Below are 15,134 nucleotides of genomic sequence, written 5' to 3'. Positions count from 1 at the left end.
TTGACGATCATGGCCGCCCACCCCGACCCCTGGCCATCCGCCGGTGTAGCGGGCGAAATCCCCGAGCAGCACGGAGCCCCCGACGCGATGCGCACGCGTCGGGGGCTCTTGTGCACCTGGCCCAGGTTCTGTCTCTCGCGTCGGCGCGGAACGAGGTGGCGCTGTGCTGACCACGATGTGTACCGTGGTGGACGGTCTTGTTGTCACTGATTGAGGTGGATCTTGCGCATCTGAGGTACGTGCCCCTGTTGCCAGCACGGCATCCGCCCGTGCTGCCCCGCCGCGGTCGGCCATGCCGACGGTGGTGGTCGTGTACGCCTCTGCGCAGTCTTCCCGGCCCCCTTTTGTGCCGTGTGAGTCCGCCCAGGTCCTGAACATCCCCTCTCCGGATGCGGTGCACTTCCGCCTGTCGTCGCGATGCCGAGCGCGTACCTCCCCGCACACTCGTCACCACAGGTGACCGACCCATCCGGTAGGCGACCGCATGACCGCAACCCTGACCGCCAAGAACCTCGCCGCAGGCCACGGCGACCTCCCCCTGTTCACCGGCCTCGACCTCGTCGTGCCACCGGGCGAGGTGATCGGCCTCGTCGGCGCCAACGGGGCCGGGAAGTCCACCCTGCTCCGCCTCCTCGCCGGACTCGACCGCCCCGAACAGGGCCGGGTCCACCTCGCCCCGGCCGGCGCGAGCGTCGGTTACCTGCCCCAGGAGGCGGACCGGCGCCCGGGCGAGAGCGTCACGGCCTTCCTCGCCCGCCGCACCGGTGTCGCGGCGGCCCAGCTGGCCCTGGACACCGCCTCCCAGGCGCTGGCCGACGGCGCCGCCGGGGCCGAAGAGGCGTACGACACGAGCCTGCAGCGCTGGCTCGGCCTGGGCGGGGCAGACCTGGAGGAGCGCGCCGAGCACATCACCGCCACACTCGGCCTGGGCGTCGGGCTGGAGCAGGCCATGACGTCGCTGTCCGGCGGGCAGGCCGCCCGCGCGCAGCTGGCCTCGCTGCTGCTGTCACGCTTCGACGTCTTCCTGCTGGACGAGCCCACCAACGACCTCGACCTGGCCGGTCTGGAACAGCTGGAGCAGTTCGTCAACGGGCTGCGCGCGGGCGCGGCCGTGGTCAGCCACGACCGCGAGTTCCTCGCCCGCACCGTCACCCAGGTCCTCGAACTCGACCAGGCCCAGCAGCAGGTGCGCCACTTCGGCGGCGGCTACGCCGCCTACCTGCAGGAAGCCGAGCGCGCCCGCCACCAGGCCCGCGCGCAGTACGAGGAGTACGCCGACCGCAAGGCCGCCCTGCAGGAGCGGGCGGCCATCCACCGCTCCTGGGCGGACAAGGGCGTGCGCACCGCGCAGCGCCGTAGCCGGGACAACAACAAGTTCGCCCGCAGCACCCGGATGGAGAACAGCGAGAACCTGGCCGCCCGGGCCAAGCAGGCCGAACGGCTCATCGAGCGCCTGGAGAAAGTGGAGGAGCCGCGCAAGGAGTGGCAGCTGCGCATGCAGATCGCCGCCGCGCCCCGTTCCGGGACGGTCGTCGCCACGCTGCACGAGGCCACCGTCCGGCGCGGCGACTTCACGCTGGGACCCCTGACCTTGCAGGTCGACTGGGCCGACCGTGTCGCGATCACCGGTGCGAACGGCACCGGAAAGTCGACGTTGCTGGGCGCCCTCCTGGGCCGTGTCCCGCTCGCCGCCGGCCGCCAGTCGCTCGGCTCAGGGGTGGTGATCGGCGAGATCGACCAGGCCCGGGCCCTGTTCCACGGAGCCGAATCCCTCCAGGACGCATTCCGGACCGCTGTCCCGCAGACGGAGCCCGCCGAAGTCCGCACCCTGCTGGCGAAATTCGGCTTGGGCGCCGACCACGTCCTGCGCCCGGCGGACACCCTGTCCCCCGGCGAAAGGACACGGGCCGCACTCGCACTGTTGCAGGGCCGCGGGGTGAACCTGCTGGTGCTGGACGAGCCGACCAACCACCTCGACCTGCCGGCCATCGAACAACTCGAATCCGCCCTGGACTCCTACACCGGCACTCTGCTGCTGGTCTCCCACGACCGCCGACTGCTGGAAACGGTACGGATCACCCGACGCTTCCACCTGCACGACGGGACCCTCGCCGAAACCTCAGGGTGATCCGCACGCTGCACGCCTGTCCCGGCCTGCTCGGCGGCACTTCGGGTACCGCGACTACTCACGCCCGGGATCGTGCCCGTCGGCTGCTCGGCGCGTCCTCGCGGCCTGTTCCTCCATCAGGCGGCCGACTCCACCCGGCGCCTCGGGTGCCGATAGCCGGCCGGCCGCCGAACATTGCGGACCACGACCGCATCCGGGGCGCCCACCAGCCGGAACTCCCACCCCGCCTCGGGGCAGGCCGCCCCCGTCGCGGACGGCGCTGGTCGCCGGTGAGCCCCTGGCGAGCCCGAGTCACCGGTGCCGGACGAGCGGCGCACGATGCCGGCGGCTGGGGTCAGAGGTGGGGGAGGGCCTCCAACGTGACCAGAAGGTGAATAAACATGCTTTCTGGTTTTTGGGCGGTTTCGCTGTTGAGTCGTGTTGGTGCTGGGCCGGGTGTGGTGGTGCGTGTTTGTCTTGCCGCGCTCTCAGTTTTGAGGGGTTCGTTCATCGAGTCACGGAGTTCTGGATGCGACGCCTGGGTGTCATTTCGGCTACCGTTGCTTTTGCTTCGGCTGTGGTGTTGTCGTCGCCTGCGGTGGCGGACATGGTGGTGCCGCTGGATCAGCCCGGTGCGGTGGTGTTCAACAACGGTTCCGGGAACGTTACGAACATCGGTGACGGGAACAGCGCGGCGGGCCGGGACAACCTCGTCGGAAGCGGACACGTGGCGGGTGCGGGACACCTGGTGGGCCTGACCGCAGTGAGCCACAACTGGGTCGTGCGGAACAACCTCAATGTGTCTCTGACCCTGGCGTCGGTAACCGGTGTCGCAGGCTCCCCCGCTGTGAATTCGGTGATCCCCGCAGGAGGCACCAGCGGCGCATTCGCGCTCATCCCTGGAACTACCGGTGTCGCCGTGTACCGACAGACGGACAACCCCACGTTTCAAGTGACAGTGAACTTCGGAAACAACAACAGCGCGGCTTGCGTTGACAACAACTTCCCCCAGGGCATCGCCTGCTTCAGCACGTACGGCACGATCTCCATCCCCAACACCCTCAACGTCAACCCGGCGAATTGACGCAAGAGGAGCGGACACCCCGACAGGCCGAATTCCTCGATCCTGAGGACCAAGCTCCGGTGGGGCCCGGCGGTTGATCTGGACGATGGGCGACCCGGGACCACCATCACCTGCACCGGACCGGGCACCCCGTACCCACCGGAGCCCGGGAAGCAGCCGTCCCCGACGTGCCCTGGCCTGCGGTCACGGAACTCACCGGTTCAGTAGTGGTGACTACCGATCAGCCCGCGGCAGCGCCGTCCGGGTCGCCGACCGCCCCTGCGGGGACGGGTGAGCGGTGACGGCTCCTGGGCGGCTCGTACCCCGGCAGCCCATGGCCGTCGTTCAAGCCGGTGCCGAAGCCGTTGGCATAGGGGTCCCCGGTCCGGCGCCGTTAATACTTCCCAGGTTCGCCGAGGATGCCCAGCGAGCCGCTGCTGCCGTGGCTGGGGTTGTTGGCAAGCCCAGGGCTCGTAACGGGTGGTGACCAGTACAGCCCAAGATCGTTCACTGGTGTATGAACAACACCAAGCGCGTACTCGTCGCCCTCGCTCTTTCGGGAGCCGTCCTGACCATGTCGGGAGCTGCCCAAGCCGGGGCCGCGACGGCCGGCAGCACCAGCAGGACCGTTCCGGCTGACGGGATCAATTTCGGCCACATCCTCCACGGTCTGGGCCTCGGCGTCGGCGGCCAGCTTCTCGGCGACGCCAGGGGCCAGAACCACGCCAAGGGTCATTTCCTTCCCGCCGGCCACTCCGCGGTGGTGCCGGCCGCCATCGTCGGCGGTCTCCGGTAGCAGCAACGGCGAGCTCCCCTGACAGGACAGCCCTCACCGTCGGCTGGGACCGACCTCCAGACCTGGCCGGATCGGGTCCGGAACACAGGTGCGCAGCGGTGATGAGCGGCTCGCGTCACCACCCCGCGTAGGGTCCTGTGGCGGTTCGCGGCGGGGTTCGGGCCGGGCGTGTGAACGTTCTCGCTATCCCCCAGGAGTAAGTGCACGTAATTCCCCAGGCCCTGGTCTCAGGCGGGCGTTAGGTTGGCCAGCGTGAACGTGCTGGGGTGGAGCTATCGGTATGTGGGACCGCCCGATCTGCGGGCCCTTGTCCGGCCGGAGGCTGAGGGCCGATGCATCCACTCGGCGGCGGACTTCGAAGACTGGGCTTCGGCTCTGGCAGCGGTGGAGCTGGCCGAACCTTTCACGTTCGTCATCGACTCGGAGGGTGTGCTGCGGCTCGCCCCGCGCCGGAGCGAGCACGTGGTGTGTGCTGGCGGTGGCCCTGTTCAGAGCGCCGGGGAGATCAGCTTCCGCGAGGAGTCCGGGCAGTGGGTGGTCGCCGAGGTGACTAACCAGTCGACCGGATTCTGCCCGGACATCAGCTCGTGGCCGGCCGTCGCGAAGGCTCTGGACGCAGCCGGGATCAAGCACCCTTCCGGCTTCACCCACGAGGTGATGTTCCGGCGCTGTCCCTCCTGTACTCAGCTGAACATCGTTCGGGAGGCGGACTTCGTCTGCGTCTTCTGTGACCAGGACCTGCCGCGGGAATGGAACGTGGACGGGGCTGGGCGTTAGCGGACCGGGGGCTTGTCGGGCTTGTCGGTGGGGTTCTTGGGGCGCCTGCTGGGGCGGTAGCGACGACCGGGTCCGGGAAGGGGGATTCCCGGTCGCCGGGCGCACGATTGCTGGTGATGATCAAAGACCGTCCTCGCTGTTCGCTGACCAGTTCATAGAGGTCATAGGCCTGGGACGCTCCTAGCTGGCGCATGGCGAAGTCGTCGAGGATGAGCACGTCGAGCCGTACCAGTTCACGGATCCACTTGTCCCAGGCGCGGTCGGCATGGCCGCCGGCGAAGTCCGCGAGGATCCGGCTGGTCTTGGCGAATCGGACGTGCGCGCCCTGGCGGACCGCGAGATGACCGAGGGCCTGGGCGACGTGTGCCTTTCCGACCCCGACCAGGCCGAAGAGGATGGCCGACTCGCTGGAATGGAGCCAGCGCAGGGCTCCGAGATCGCGGATCTGGGCGGCCGGGAGCTTCGAGGAGGGCCGTTCCGTCGCTGCGGGGTAGACGCGGCCGGCCCCGGCGTCGCCCGGACGTCGTGCTCGGTGACCGCGGGTACGACCACGACAAGTCAGCCGTCGCGTGTGGGAGCTTGGGGTGCAACCGAGGGTCGTCTGCCGCGGGACCGAGCACGGTTCCGGGCTCTGCACCCGCCGCTGGGTCGTGGAGCGCGCATTTCGCACATCTGCACTGGTTCCGCCGCCTGCGGGATCCGGCGGGAGATCCGCGACGACATCCATGAAGCCTTCCTCAAGCTCGCCTGCTGCATCGTCTGCTGGCGGCGCCTGACGAAGCTCGTGCCTCAGTCCCCGCGGTCCGAGCTGAAGCCGCGGTCCTGAATCACCGGAAACGTCTTCTCCGCAGCGGCAAGCCACACATCGATCTCGTCGTGGCCGGACCGGATGGCGCAGATCAGCTCCATGAGGGCATCCAGCTTCTGCCTGCCGACGTTCAGGCGCAGCTCCTCAAGCGAAACTTCCTGGTACGGCATGCTCAGCTGCCACCAGAAGCGCATCAGGTAGCGACACTCCTGCGGCTCCCGGTCATCCGCGAGGCGACTGTGAACCACTGCTTGGACGCACTGCCGCTGCCCATCATCGCGAAAGCCATCCCGCAGGTCAGTCAAAGTCACGGACGGACAGTACCAACCGCGCTCACCAACAGGCGCCATGAGGTCATTCCGTTAGGAATTCTGCTCAAGTTGAACTCGTCTTGTCGTAGGTGCTGACGGACCCCTTGATTCCTGCGATATGACGTCGGGGTGCGATGCGCGCAGGGGGCGGGTTCACTGTGGCCAACGTTGCCTTCGCCGACCCGGACCACCTTGTGCAGACGGTCAGACGCGGCCTACGGAAGATCCAGTACCGGCCGCGGCCCATCGGCGGCTGCCTGGACGCGACCGGGCTGACCACTTCGTTGCCGTGATCGAGTTCGACACCGGCAGGTCGTGGCCGCATCAGCGGCCGCGTGGTCCGCGAGCGACGATCGGAGGAGCGTCGCCCTCTGGCAGGACGACCAGGAACCGCCAGAGTTCGTGGTCAACGTTCGCCAGTCCGATGGTCGCCGCTGACGCGAAAGCCTCGGCAGCGGGCCCGACACCCTCGGTCAGCTCGTCGATCCTCGCGTAGAACTGTGCCAGATCTGCGGAGCGGCCGTTGATCCACGAGCGAACCGTCGCCCCCGAACGAAGGGCGGCGAGTAGCTCATCGCGCATCGTGCCTGGAGCCGAATCCAGGACTCGGCCGTGAAGGCGCTCCTGGGCACATGGCTGGGTCGGGGCCGCGTCGGCCTGCTGACGGCACCGTCGACACGACTGCAGCGCGTCGGGAACGAAAAGATGCAGGTAGAGAGTGGTATGCCGTGCCGATATGCCACACAGCGTCCCGCGCGCGCCTACCGCGTGCTCGACACCAGGGGCCCCGTTCACCTCGCAAGCACCGAAGCGAGCCGGCTCCCGTGCTGCTGCGAACGACCAGCCATCATTTGGGACCTGGATCACGCGGACGAGCATGCCACAGCCGCTCCTCCATCCCGTCCTGCCGCCGACATCACGAGTTCAACCTGAGTATCGGCGTCTCATTTAGGGTGTCCGGTGTCCGGTGTCCGGTGACCGAGTTCGAAGTCGACCTTCTGCGCATGCGTACCCGCGAAGGCGTGGCAGTGGCGCGGGCCAAGGGCAAGCTCATGGGGAAGCAGCCCAGGCTCACGCCCGCCGGCAGTCCGGCCTGGTCAAGCAGCACCAGTCCGGCGAGCACACCATCGCCGGCCTCGCCGAGCTCTTCTCTGTCAGCCGCGCCACCGTTTACCGTGTCCTTGAGCGCCACCAGGTCACGAAGTACGACCCGGCTGACCGCGACCAGAACGGCCACTACGCGGGGTCGGCTTGGAACTCGTCCGGGCCATGCTCCGCGACAACGGCGCCTGGTGCCGCCTGGAGGCGGCGGGAGCGTTCACGGTGCACGTCGGCTGGGACCAACACCTCTACCTCGGTACCGCACCAGGGGCCGGGCTCCTCGCTGTTACCTCGCACGCGGAAGCCGTCGCGTGCGGGTCAGCGAAGTGCGGTAACGGCGTTCATGACCAGCGCGCGGGCGTCTGCCCCGTAGACCGCCATGCGGCCCAGCTGCTCGAATGCTTTCAGGTAGAGCCCCACTTCCGAGGGCTGGGTGATGTTCACCTCGGCGGAGAGCAACTCCACGGAGACGAACTTGTCGTCGTAGACGTGGAAGGTCTCCAGCGGCCACACCGTGCGCGGCTCGACAGAGCGGGGAATCACCCCCAGGGACACCGCCGGCAGGGCGCCGGCCGTGAGCAGGTACCCGAGCTGGGCGGCCATCGCGTCCGCGTTGCCCATGCGGTAGTAGAGGGCGGATTCCTCGACCACGAGGACGGCGCGGCGGCCCTGGTCGTGGATGATGCGGGACCGGTCAACGCGCGCCTGCGCAGCCTCCTCGCCCGCCTCCGGGTAACCCCGGAACCGGGCGATCGTGCCCAACAGGCCACCCGCGTACCCGTGCGTCTGGAGCAGACCGGGCACGAGCGTGGACGAGTAGATCCGGAACAGCCTCGTCTCCGCGAAGACCTTCGGCCACGAGTTCTGGAGCTTGCTCAGCTCCTGCACCTGGTGACGCCACTCGCTGTACATCGACTCGGCGTTCATGGACCGCACGACGAGATCCGGCGCCTCATCGGGGCGGCCGCAGGCCCGGCACCAGTGCCGTATGTCCCGGGCCGAAGGAGCCGTACGGGCGTTCTCGATCCGCGACGTCTTCGAGTGGTGCCAGCCACAGAGCGTCGCCAGCTCGGCGACGGTCAGCCCCGCGCCCCTGCGGAGATCGCGCAGCCGGGCCGCCACGGCGACGCGGGCGGCCTGCGCAGAGGACGAGGGGGATGCGGGCATGGGTGAGACCGTCCGTCAGATCTTGTACTCGGCGTGCGGGATGGCGCGGGTCCATACCGACTCGAAGGCTTCGGTGCACAGCTTCGCCGAGACCGGATCGTTGGTGATCTCCTCGCCGAGCGACGACCCGTCGCCCGCGAAGTGGTTCCAGTGGACCCACTTCCCATCGAAGAGCCAGAAGTCGTTCCCCGGCAGCGCGATGTCCGAGGCCCGGCGGCGTGCGAGCCACCGGACCTGTTCGCCGACCGCGACGTTCGTGAACGTCCCGTCGTACAGGAAGCGGGTGTACTCGCTGACCGGCTCGGAAACGATCCGGGCCCGTCGAATGTCCACGCCGCGGGCGACTTCGCCGGCGACCATGTCGAGCCACGGGCGCCACCATGAGGGCCGGTTGGCCGGATCATGGCGGTAGCCTGCCCGCCACTCTGCGAAGGGTCCGGCCTCGTAGTCGACGGCGTACGAGTCGCGCATCTCCAGGTGGTAGGCCGTGGTGCAGCCGGCCATCAGTTCATCGAACGTGGGACTCCAGGACATCGCACGCCTCCCTGACGATGTGCAGCATGCGGGCCGGGATGCGGATCACCGCTTCTCCTTCGGGGATTCCGACCGCGTGGCCCGGTACTTCGGTGGCCGCGCACTCGGCCTCCAGCTTCGGGCCGGGCTTCCAGCCCTGGAGCACGAGTTCCCCTTGCTCGATGTCGGCCCAGACGGTCGGGCTCTGCTTGTCGCCGGTGTTGGGGTCGATCCCTACGAACAGTAATGGCATGCCAGCCTCCCGATATCGGCCTGTGCACTTCTGTGCACCAGCGTTGGGGCCATGAGGCGGCCGGTCAAGGCTCCGATGTGGCCAACTACCGGGGCCGAATGGCTAGATGCACAGATCTGCACATGGCTGGCTGCGCGACCACCGGTTCCGTCACGCTCGGTGCACCACCAGCTGACGACGGTAGGGAGACCCGCCATGGAAGTCCGGGAGTCCGGCACCCTCATGGGGTTCGATCACGAGGACCACCCGCTTCTGCACGAGCAGGTCCGCGACGCGGCGACCGGGGCTCAGGGTGAGTTGATGGCCGTCGTCCGGGAGCCGGTGGGCTTCGTGGCAGGCAGGCAGACGTGGGCTCGCACGGCGTACATCCGGGGCTCGGACGGCCGGGAGGTCACTGCGGCCCCGCAGATGCTGGAACTGCTGTGACCGCGGGCCGCATCTGCGCGAGCTGTCAGCGCGCGCTCGGCTCCGACTTCGAGACGATCACCGGTCACTCGATGTCCGGGGCCCGACCGGATCAGCACCGGCACCGCCGCGGCGACCCGAAGTGCCGGCCGCTCACCGAAGCCGAGCGCGAGCGCGGCTACTGACGCCCGGCCGCCGGTGCTCCGCCGTATCCCGGCGGCAGGGTCCCCCCACCACCGTCCACACCTTCACCCCCTCGACCCGGCCGTGGTGGGCGGCGTAGTGCCCGCGCCTGGATGGGAGGAGCGGACGGCCGCCGCGATCGAGCGGGCCGGCTTCGTTGTCGACGGGGAGCTGTGGACGTGATCACTACCGTGTTCTGTGAGACGGCGACGGACGTCACGACCTGCGAGGCCTGCTGGCGGAAGCCGGTGGACACCGCCCGGGCGGGACCTGCTGTGCATCCCGTGTGCCGAGGCCGGATACCTCCCGCGGGTGGTTCTGTTCCCGCCGCTGGGCCTCTACGGGCTGACGGCGCGACGTCTGGCTTTGTAGTCGGGTTTCGAGAACGTCTGTTGTCCGGCCGCAGGAACACTCGCCTCATCCGGAAAGTGATGTCGTCGCATTCCGGGAACCTCGGTGCTTGTTTCGGGATCGTGGTTGTGCTCACGTGCGCAACGCAACGGCCTTGGCAGGACACGCTCGATCCACAGCCCCGCCCGGGATCGGCCGGACAAGTCCTGGCTAGTCGTCCACGGCCCCCGGGGCCAGGGCCGGGGCCGGGAACGCGAAGCGGGCCTCGGCGCCTGACCACCAAACTCCGATGGCGAAGACGGCGGTGGCCTCCAGGAGGGCAGCGCGATCGAGCCCGCCGCAGGGCAGTGGCGTGCAGTCCATGGAGGTGATGATCTCTGTCACCCGTGTGGCGGCGCCGGGATGGTCGGTGCAGAACGGGACCGCCAGTGGGGACCCTTCGAAGGCCGGCCGGTCCAGGGTCCAGATGCTCTCGTGGCACACCCCGAACGCTTTCACCACATGGGCGTCGGGGGCGGCGTCCGCGATGAGGCGGGCGACGGAGGTGGTGCCGCCCGTGGTCAGGGCCGGACCGTCCTCGCCCGGCGCCATGGGAACGGTGCAGTCGATCACCGTCCGCCCGGCGAGCTGGGGGGCAAGTTCCTTGGCCAACTGCGGCGCGGCGCCCGCCGGCACGGCGAGGAGTACCACGTCCCCGTGGGCCGCGGCCTCGGCGAGGTTGCCGTGCTTGGAGGCGCCGGTGAGCAGGGCGGTGCGGGAGGCCGCCTCGGTGTCCCTACCGCCCACCCGAACGTCATGGCCGGCGCGTACCCAGGCCGCGCCGAGGGCAGTGGCCATCGCCCCTGTACCAAGAATGCCGATGCGCATGTGCGTGCTCCTGTCGTCCGTGTCGCGAGATGTGCGAGGTGTGACGGAAAGGACGCTAAGCGCGCCGATGCACACCACACGGTGTGCATCAGGCCGGGCAGGATGATCGCATGAGCGACACGGCGGCAGAGGCAGACGGACAAGACCTGGGCGAGGACCTGGGCGGCGGCGAGTACGCCGCGGACTGCCAGGCGAGGGTGGCCTTCGAGGTCCTGTCGAACCGCTGGGACAGCGTGATCGTGTACATCCTCGGCGAGAGCGGGCCCATGAGGCCCCGCGCGCTGGTCATCCGCATCGGCGGGATCAGCCCCAAGGTCCTCAACGACGCCCTGCGCCGCCTTGAGTACAACGGCCTGGTCGTACGCCAGGCGTACGCCGAGGCGCCACCACGCGTCGACTACTCCCTCACCGAAGCGGGCCTCGCGCTGCTGGGCCCGATCCGTGCGATGGGCGCGTGGGCGGGACGCTACACCGAAGCCGTCCTGGCGGCCCAGGCCCGCTTCACCCCCCGGGAAGATCGCCTGGACAGGAGCTAGCCAGGACGTTTCACTACCGGGCGGCCCGCAGCTTCCGCCGGACCCCGGCCCGCCGCTCCCCGGCGCCGCCGCCCACCCCGACCTCTGGCCGTCCGCCCGTGTAGCGGCCGAACTCCCCGAGCAGCACGGAGCCCCCGACGTGAACCGCATGCGCCGGGGGCTCTTGTACACCTCGTTGCAGAGCCGGTTGGTTCAGTGCCCGCAGGATGGCTTCGACCACCAGCCGCATGTCTCGCAGTAGTCCGCGCGGAGGATCCTCAACAGGGTGCTGATCACTGGCCGTTCACTTCCTCGCGAACCACGTGGACCGTGCACACAATCCCTTCCGGGCCCCTTTCGACCCGATCGACCCCGGCGGACGACGAAGACACCGACGAGTGCGTCCCGTTTGCCGTTTGCTCAGCTGTGGGTCTGCGCGTGGAGAGCACGCGCCATGGGCGAGGACCCGTCGGTGACGAAGGAGCGGATCTGTGCCAGGTAGGCGTCGCGGTCGATCTGGCCGTCACCGTCCTCGTCCAGCGCGTCGAAGGCCGCACGGGCGTTGTCGGCGGGGTTGCCCAGGGCATGGCGCAGCCGGGTGAACTCCGCCCGGTCGAGGTGTCCGTCGCTGTCGGTGTCGGCCAGGTCGAACAGCGATCCCAGAGCCTGCCTGCACACCTCGTCGAAGGCCTCCCCGCCCGCCCACGCCTCGTACTCCGCGAAGGTCACCCGTCCGTCCCGGTTCGCGTCCATCGACGCGAACACCCGCTCGTGCGCGGTGCGCGCCAAGGACAGGAGCGGGTCGTCGCCCGCCCGGCCCAGGGCCGCTGCCGCGCGTTCGGGCCGGGCAAGGTACTCCGGGCGGGAGATGACCCCGTCGCCGTCGACATCCAGCATCGAGAAGATGTGCCGCTTGGCCGTGATGGTGTCCACCCGGACCCTCGTTCCTACGCGAAGCCGAAGAAGCAGCGGGCACTGCTCCCACCCCGGAAACGATCATCCTGGCGCCAGGTCACCACCGCTGCCGCGCCGGCCGATGGGCGCGAGTCCGGCGTCGCTTCCGGGCGGGTGGTCTGACGGCGTGGCGGCATGAGCAAGAAGAAGCCCCAGGGAAGGCCGGGGCGGCCGGCGGTACGTCATCGGTGGCCGTCGGCAGGCCCCGGTGGGCACGGCGTCCCGGGGCCTCCACTTCGCTGACAGCACGGCCCTCGGGCGGGTCTACTTCTGTGCGCGCATCGTGTCGATGCGGCGGATGGCGGTGGTGTGCAGGAGGTGTACGAGTGGCTGGACGCAGTAGAGCGTCTTGCCCAGCCAGAGGGGTGTCAGCTGTGGCTCATGTGTCGTGAGGAACGTGTGAGCCCGTCCTAGTGCGCGTTTCCAGTGGTCGCCTGCGAGGTTCCGTTCGGCTGCCGCGGCGAGGCCGATGGCCGAGTAGGCGGTTTCCTCGGCTGTCGAGGTACCGGCTCCCCAGCCGCCGTCGCTGTTCTGGGTGCGGGTGATCTGTGCCGATGCGTCGGTGGCCAGGGACCGGGCCACTGGGTGATCGATTCTGGACATGACACGGGCCATCTCACCCAGGGCGTAGGTCGGTGAGAGGTGCCACTTGCAGGCCCTGGCGCGCTGCTGTGTGGTCTGGGACTGTAGCCAGCGCAGCACCGGGAGCAGTCGGTCACGGTCTTGTTCGAGGTCGAGGAGCGCGGCCATGTGGATGTTGGTGGTCAGGGAGGGGTCGTGTTCGAAGAGGAAGGTCCGGTAGGCGTCCGAACCGGGCTCGATCATGAAGTCGAGGGTTGCGGCCTTCGGTGCGGGCCGGCCGGTGATACGGGCGGCGACGGCCGCGCATGCGGTGCTGTCGGTGTCGCCGGGGATGGTCGTGCCGGAGCCGACGGTGCACAGCAGCCCTGAGGGATGGTGCAGGTCGCGGGAGAGCTCATCCAAGGCCTGGGGTGGGCAGGGCGGGTCCTGTGAGGTGCCGAGCTCGTGGTGGAACATGACCGTCCACGCGGTGACGAAGTGCGGCACCCGGTCCAGGTAGGCGGTGTCCGCAGGAACACGCGAGTGGAGGTATTCCCGGAGCTGGGCCAGCCGGCGGCCGTCGAGCGGCCGGCCGCGGCGTTCGCATTCGAGGAGGAAGACCGCGGATGCGCCGGGGGAGTTCGCGATGGATCCGTTGGGGGCCTGGAAGGCCTCCAGGAACCGGGCCAGGTCGACGGCGGGATCGTCGTACACCCGTTCGGCGCAGTAGCCGGCGATGGACAGCGACGGATTGTAGAAATCCGGCCACGTGCGCATGCGTTCCCACTTGGCGCGCTCACGGTCGATGACGGCGCGGACGGGGGCCGGGTGGACGGGGGCCCTCCAGCCCCGTGCGGTGCTGATGCGGTCGAGTACGTCCACGAGCCCGCCGAACGTCAGCGTTTCCGGCCCCGGCGAAGGCGTTGCCGCCACCATGCCCGGCAGGGAGCCGTCCGCCCGGTCGGCGATATGGTGCCGCCCGGCGTTGCGGAGCGCGACGGCGGCGGCGTAGGTGGATATGTAGGCGTCGAACCAGGACCGGTGCGGCGGTGCTCCCCAGGTGTGCGGGGTCGTGGTGTGCGTGAGCAGCCAGTCCACGCACGGCGCCTGCTGGGGTCCCGGGACCAGGGAGACGGCTGCGATGTCGTACACGGACGGTGACAGATCGACGAGTTGCGTCACTTCGCTCTTCACTTCGCCTGCTCCGTCCCCTCTTCCCGGACGCATCCCGTGTTCGCTTCGCCGCCGGCCTGAGTGATGCCGAAGAGATCATCGAGCGTGTGGAGGTTCGCGGCGATGTCCGGCCCGTGGTGGTAGCGCTCGCAACTCAGGTGCCAGTCGTAACTGCCGCGTACCAGCGTCCGTAGATGGGTGAGGCCGTGTTCGGCGCCGCGTGCGGCATCAGGCGGGAGCTGCAGGGAACGGACGAGATCGGGCAGCTCGCGGCCGGCCTTGAGGAAGTCCGCGACCCTGTCGTCGATCATGGCGTGAACTCGGTCCACCGCCTGCTGGGGGGCCAGACCCCGCTCGGTCTGGAGGACGATCGCCAGGTTGTTCAGTTCCCCGAAGGCCGCCTCCCTGGTGTAGCTGAACAGGTCGTTGGTCCACATGAGGATGTCGGCGGCGCTCCACAGCAGGGTCTGGTAGGGGGTGCTGCAGTAGACCGTGTCGGGAACCCATACGCGGTGGATGTGGTGCTGAAGGTCGTGGGTGAAGGTGACCCAGCCGGTTTTGGCGCGGAGTTCGATGCAGGTGGCGATGTCCATCGGAGTTCGGGTGGCCCGGTGGATGGAGGCCCGCAGCTCGGCGCGGAACTGATCGGAGACGTGATCGTAGAAGCGTTGCCGCCACTGGGGCCCACTGTCAGGTGCGGTGCGTTTCCAGAGGTCGGCCAGTGCCGCCACGGCGGGGTTCGGCGGGTCCGGCATACCGGGGTCGTCACGGAGGATGGCGCGGAATTCGTCCAGGACAGGGGCCAGGAGGTCGGGGCGCAGACCTGCGGTGGCTTCATCGATCTGGTCTTCGAACACCACGGCCCAGGTGATCCAGTCGGTGAGCAGCTGCAGCGCGGGCCCGCTGTCGACGGTGGGGGCGTAGTAGGAGCACAGTTCGAGGCGGTAGCGCCTGAGACGTTCCGCGGCTGCTTCGGTGGTGACCAGGCCGAAGCGGCGGGCCCACTCCAGCGTGGCGGGGTACAGCCGGTCCTGCAGGGGGTGCTCCTGCGAGACGGCGAAGGGGAGATCGATCCTGGGGATGGTGATGTCCGTGGTCATTCGGCCTCCTTGCCACAGCCTTGCGGGCGGTTGGGGTGCACGAGGTCCCTTCTGTCGAGCTCGTACGAGGCGTGCAGGACATGCGGGTCGCTGACGGGAACGGTGCCCGGCCGCCCGCACCGGCGCCGA

Annotated in this window: 16 protein-coding genes and 1 pseudogene; 8 read left to right on the top strand and 9 right to left on the bottom strand. The window is 69.1% G+C overall.

Annotated features, from left to right (window positions below; translation table 11 throughout):
* The first annotated feature begins 484 nt into the window (after positions 1–484).
* From AC07B0_RS37415 to AC07B0_RS37400, 4 genes are all read left to right on the top strand, one after another.
* Positions 485–2,128 carry an ABC-F family ATP-binding cassette domain-containing protein gene (locus AC07B0_RS37415; RefSeq protein WP_478900236.1) on the top strand — a complete coding sequence of 548 codons (1,644 nt, stop codon included), beginning with the start codon at positions 485–487 and terminating at the stop codon, positions 2,126–2,128.
* Between the two features lie 508 nt (positions 2,129–2,636).
* Positions 2,637–3,191, top strand: coding sequence for a hypothetical protein (locus tag AC07B0_RS37410; RefSeq protein ID WP_478900235.1), 555 nt, complete (start codon positions 2,637–2,639; stop codon positions 3,189–3,191).
* Positions 3,192–3,687: 496 nt separating this feature from the next.
* Positions 3,688–3,966 carry a hypothetical protein gene (locus tag AC07B0_RS37405; RefSeq protein WP_469382694.1) on the top strand — a complete coding sequence of 93 codons (279 nt, stop codon included), beginning with the start codon at positions 3,688–3,690 and terminating at the stop codon, positions 3,964–3,966.
* Between the two features lie 252 nt (positions 3,967–4,218).
* Entirely contained in the window at positions 4,219–4,743 is a 525-nt protein-coding gene (locus AC07B0_RS37400) for a hypothetical protein (protein WP_469382695.1), read from the top strand.
* Here the strand turns inward: AC07B0_RS37400 and AC07B0_RS37395 are convergent.
* Positions 4,740–5,212 (bottom strand): annotated as a pseudogene (locus AC07B0_RS37395) (ATP-binding protein); the annotation flags it as partial. The gene AC07B0_RS37400 and the pseudogene AC07B0_RS37395 overlap by 4 nt on opposite strands.
* 320 nt (positions 5,213–5,532) lie before the next feature.
* Positions 5,533–5,862 carry a hypothetical protein gene (locus tag AC07B0_RS37390; RefSeq protein WP_469382696.1) on the bottom strand — a complete coding sequence of 110 codons (330 nt, stop codon included), beginning with the start codon at positions 5,860–5,862 and terminating at the stop codon, positions 5,533–5,535.
* Positions 5,863–6,829: 967 nt separating this feature from the next.
* Between AC07B0_RS37390 and AC07B0_RS37385 the strand changes: the two genes are divergently transcribed.
* Positions 6,830–7,336, top strand: a complete 507-nt coding sequence (locus AC07B0_RS37385) for a helix-turn-helix domain-containing protein (RefSeq protein WP_478900233.1) — start codon at positions 6,830–6,832, stop codon at positions 7,334–7,336.
* On the opposite strand, the gene AC07B0_RS37380 is transcribed toward AC07B0_RS37385, so the two are convergent.
* From AC07B0_RS37380 to AC07B0_RS37370, 3 genes are read right to left on the bottom strand one after another with little or no spacing between them, the layout of a single operon-like run.
* Entirely contained in the window at positions 7,282–8,130 is an 849-nt protein-coding gene (locus AC07B0_RS37380) for a helix-turn-helix domain-containing protein (RefSeq protein ID WP_478900232.1), read from the bottom strand. The genes AC07B0_RS37385 and AC07B0_RS37380 overlap by 55 nt on opposite strands.
* Positions 8,131–8,145: 15 nt before the next feature.
* On the bottom strand, positions 8,146–8,664 hold the full coding sequence (locus AC07B0_RS37375) for a DUF6879 family protein (RefSeq protein ID WP_469382699.1): 519 nt from the start codon (positions 8,662–8,664) through the stop codon (positions 8,146–8,148).
* Positions 8,639–8,896 (bottom strand): hypothetical protein, encoded by a 258-nt coding sequence (locus AC07B0_RS37370; RefSeq protein ID WP_469382700.1) that lies wholly within the window; start codon positions 8,894–8,896, stop codon positions 8,639–8,641. Before AC07B0_RS37370 ends, AC07B0_RS37375 begins: the two co-directional genes overlap by 26 nt.
* Positions 8,897–9,091: 195 nt before the next feature.
* On the opposite strand from AC07B0_RS37370, the gene AC07B0_RS37365 reads away from it, so the two are divergent.
* Together AC07B0_RS37365 and AC07B0_RS37360 are read left to right on the top strand one after the other, a co-directional pair.
* Entirely contained in the window at positions 9,092–9,322 is a 231-nt protein-coding gene (locus AC07B0_RS37365) for a hypothetical protein (RefSeq protein ID WP_469382701.1), read from the top strand.
* Positions 9,319–9,486 carry a hypothetical protein gene (locus AC07B0_RS37360; RefSeq protein WP_469382702.1) on the top strand — a complete coding sequence of 56 codons (168 nt, stop codon included), beginning with the start codon at positions 9,319–9,321 and terminating at the stop codon, positions 9,484–9,486. Before AC07B0_RS37365 ends, AC07B0_RS37360 begins: the two co-directional genes overlap by 4 nt.
* Before the next feature lie 559 nt (positions 9,487–10,045).
* Here AC07B0_RS37360 and AC07B0_RS37355 read toward each other — a convergent pair.
* Positions 10,046–10,777, bottom strand: a complete 732-nt coding sequence (locus AC07B0_RS37355) for an NADPH-dependent F420 reductase (RefSeq protein ID WP_478900248.1) — start codon at positions 10,775–10,777, stop codon at positions 10,046–10,048.
* Between the two features lie 35 nt (positions 10,778–10,812).
* Between AC07B0_RS37355 and AC07B0_RS37350 the strand changes: the two genes are divergently transcribed.
* Positions 10,813–11,238: a winged helix-turn-helix transcriptional regulator gene (locus tag AC07B0_RS37350; RefSeq protein WP_478900231.1), complete on the top strand. Its 426-nt coding sequence runs from the start codon at positions 10,813–10,815 to the stop codon at positions 11,236–11,238.
* A gap of 399 nt (positions 11,239–11,637) precedes the next feature.
* On the opposite strand, the gene AC07B0_RS37345 is transcribed toward AC07B0_RS37350, so the two are convergent.
* The 3 genes from AC07B0_RS37345 to AC07B0_RS37335 form a co-directional block, all read right to left on the bottom strand.
* Positions 11,638–12,150 (bottom strand): EF-hand domain-containing protein, encoded by a 513-nt coding sequence (locus tag AC07B0_RS37345; RefSeq protein ID WP_478900230.1) that lies wholly within the window; start codon positions 12,148–12,150, stop codon positions 11,638–11,640.
* A 285-nt stretch (positions 12,151–12,435) separates the two neighbouring features.
* Positions 12,436–13,926: a hypothetical protein gene (locus AC07B0_RS37340; protein WP_478900228.1), complete on the bottom strand. Its 1,491-nt coding sequence runs from the start codon at positions 13,924–13,926 to the stop codon at positions 12,436–12,438.
* The gene (locus AC07B0_RS37335; protein ID WP_478900227.1) at positions 13,923–15,005 is read right to left on the bottom strand and encodes a terpene synthase family protein; all 1,083 of its coding nucleotides are present in this window, start codon (positions 15,003–15,005) and stop codon (positions 13,923–13,925) included. The genes AC07B0_RS37340 and AC07B0_RS37335 overlap by 4 nt, the downstream gene beginning before the upstream one ends.
* Between the last annotated feature and the right edge of the window lie 129 nt (positions 15,006–15,134).

This window comes from Streptomyces sp. NPDC044704 (genome assembly GCF_056433525.1).
The sequence above is the reverse complement of the archived record's forward strand: the minus strand, read 5'-3'. Positions and strand labels throughout refer to the sequence as shown.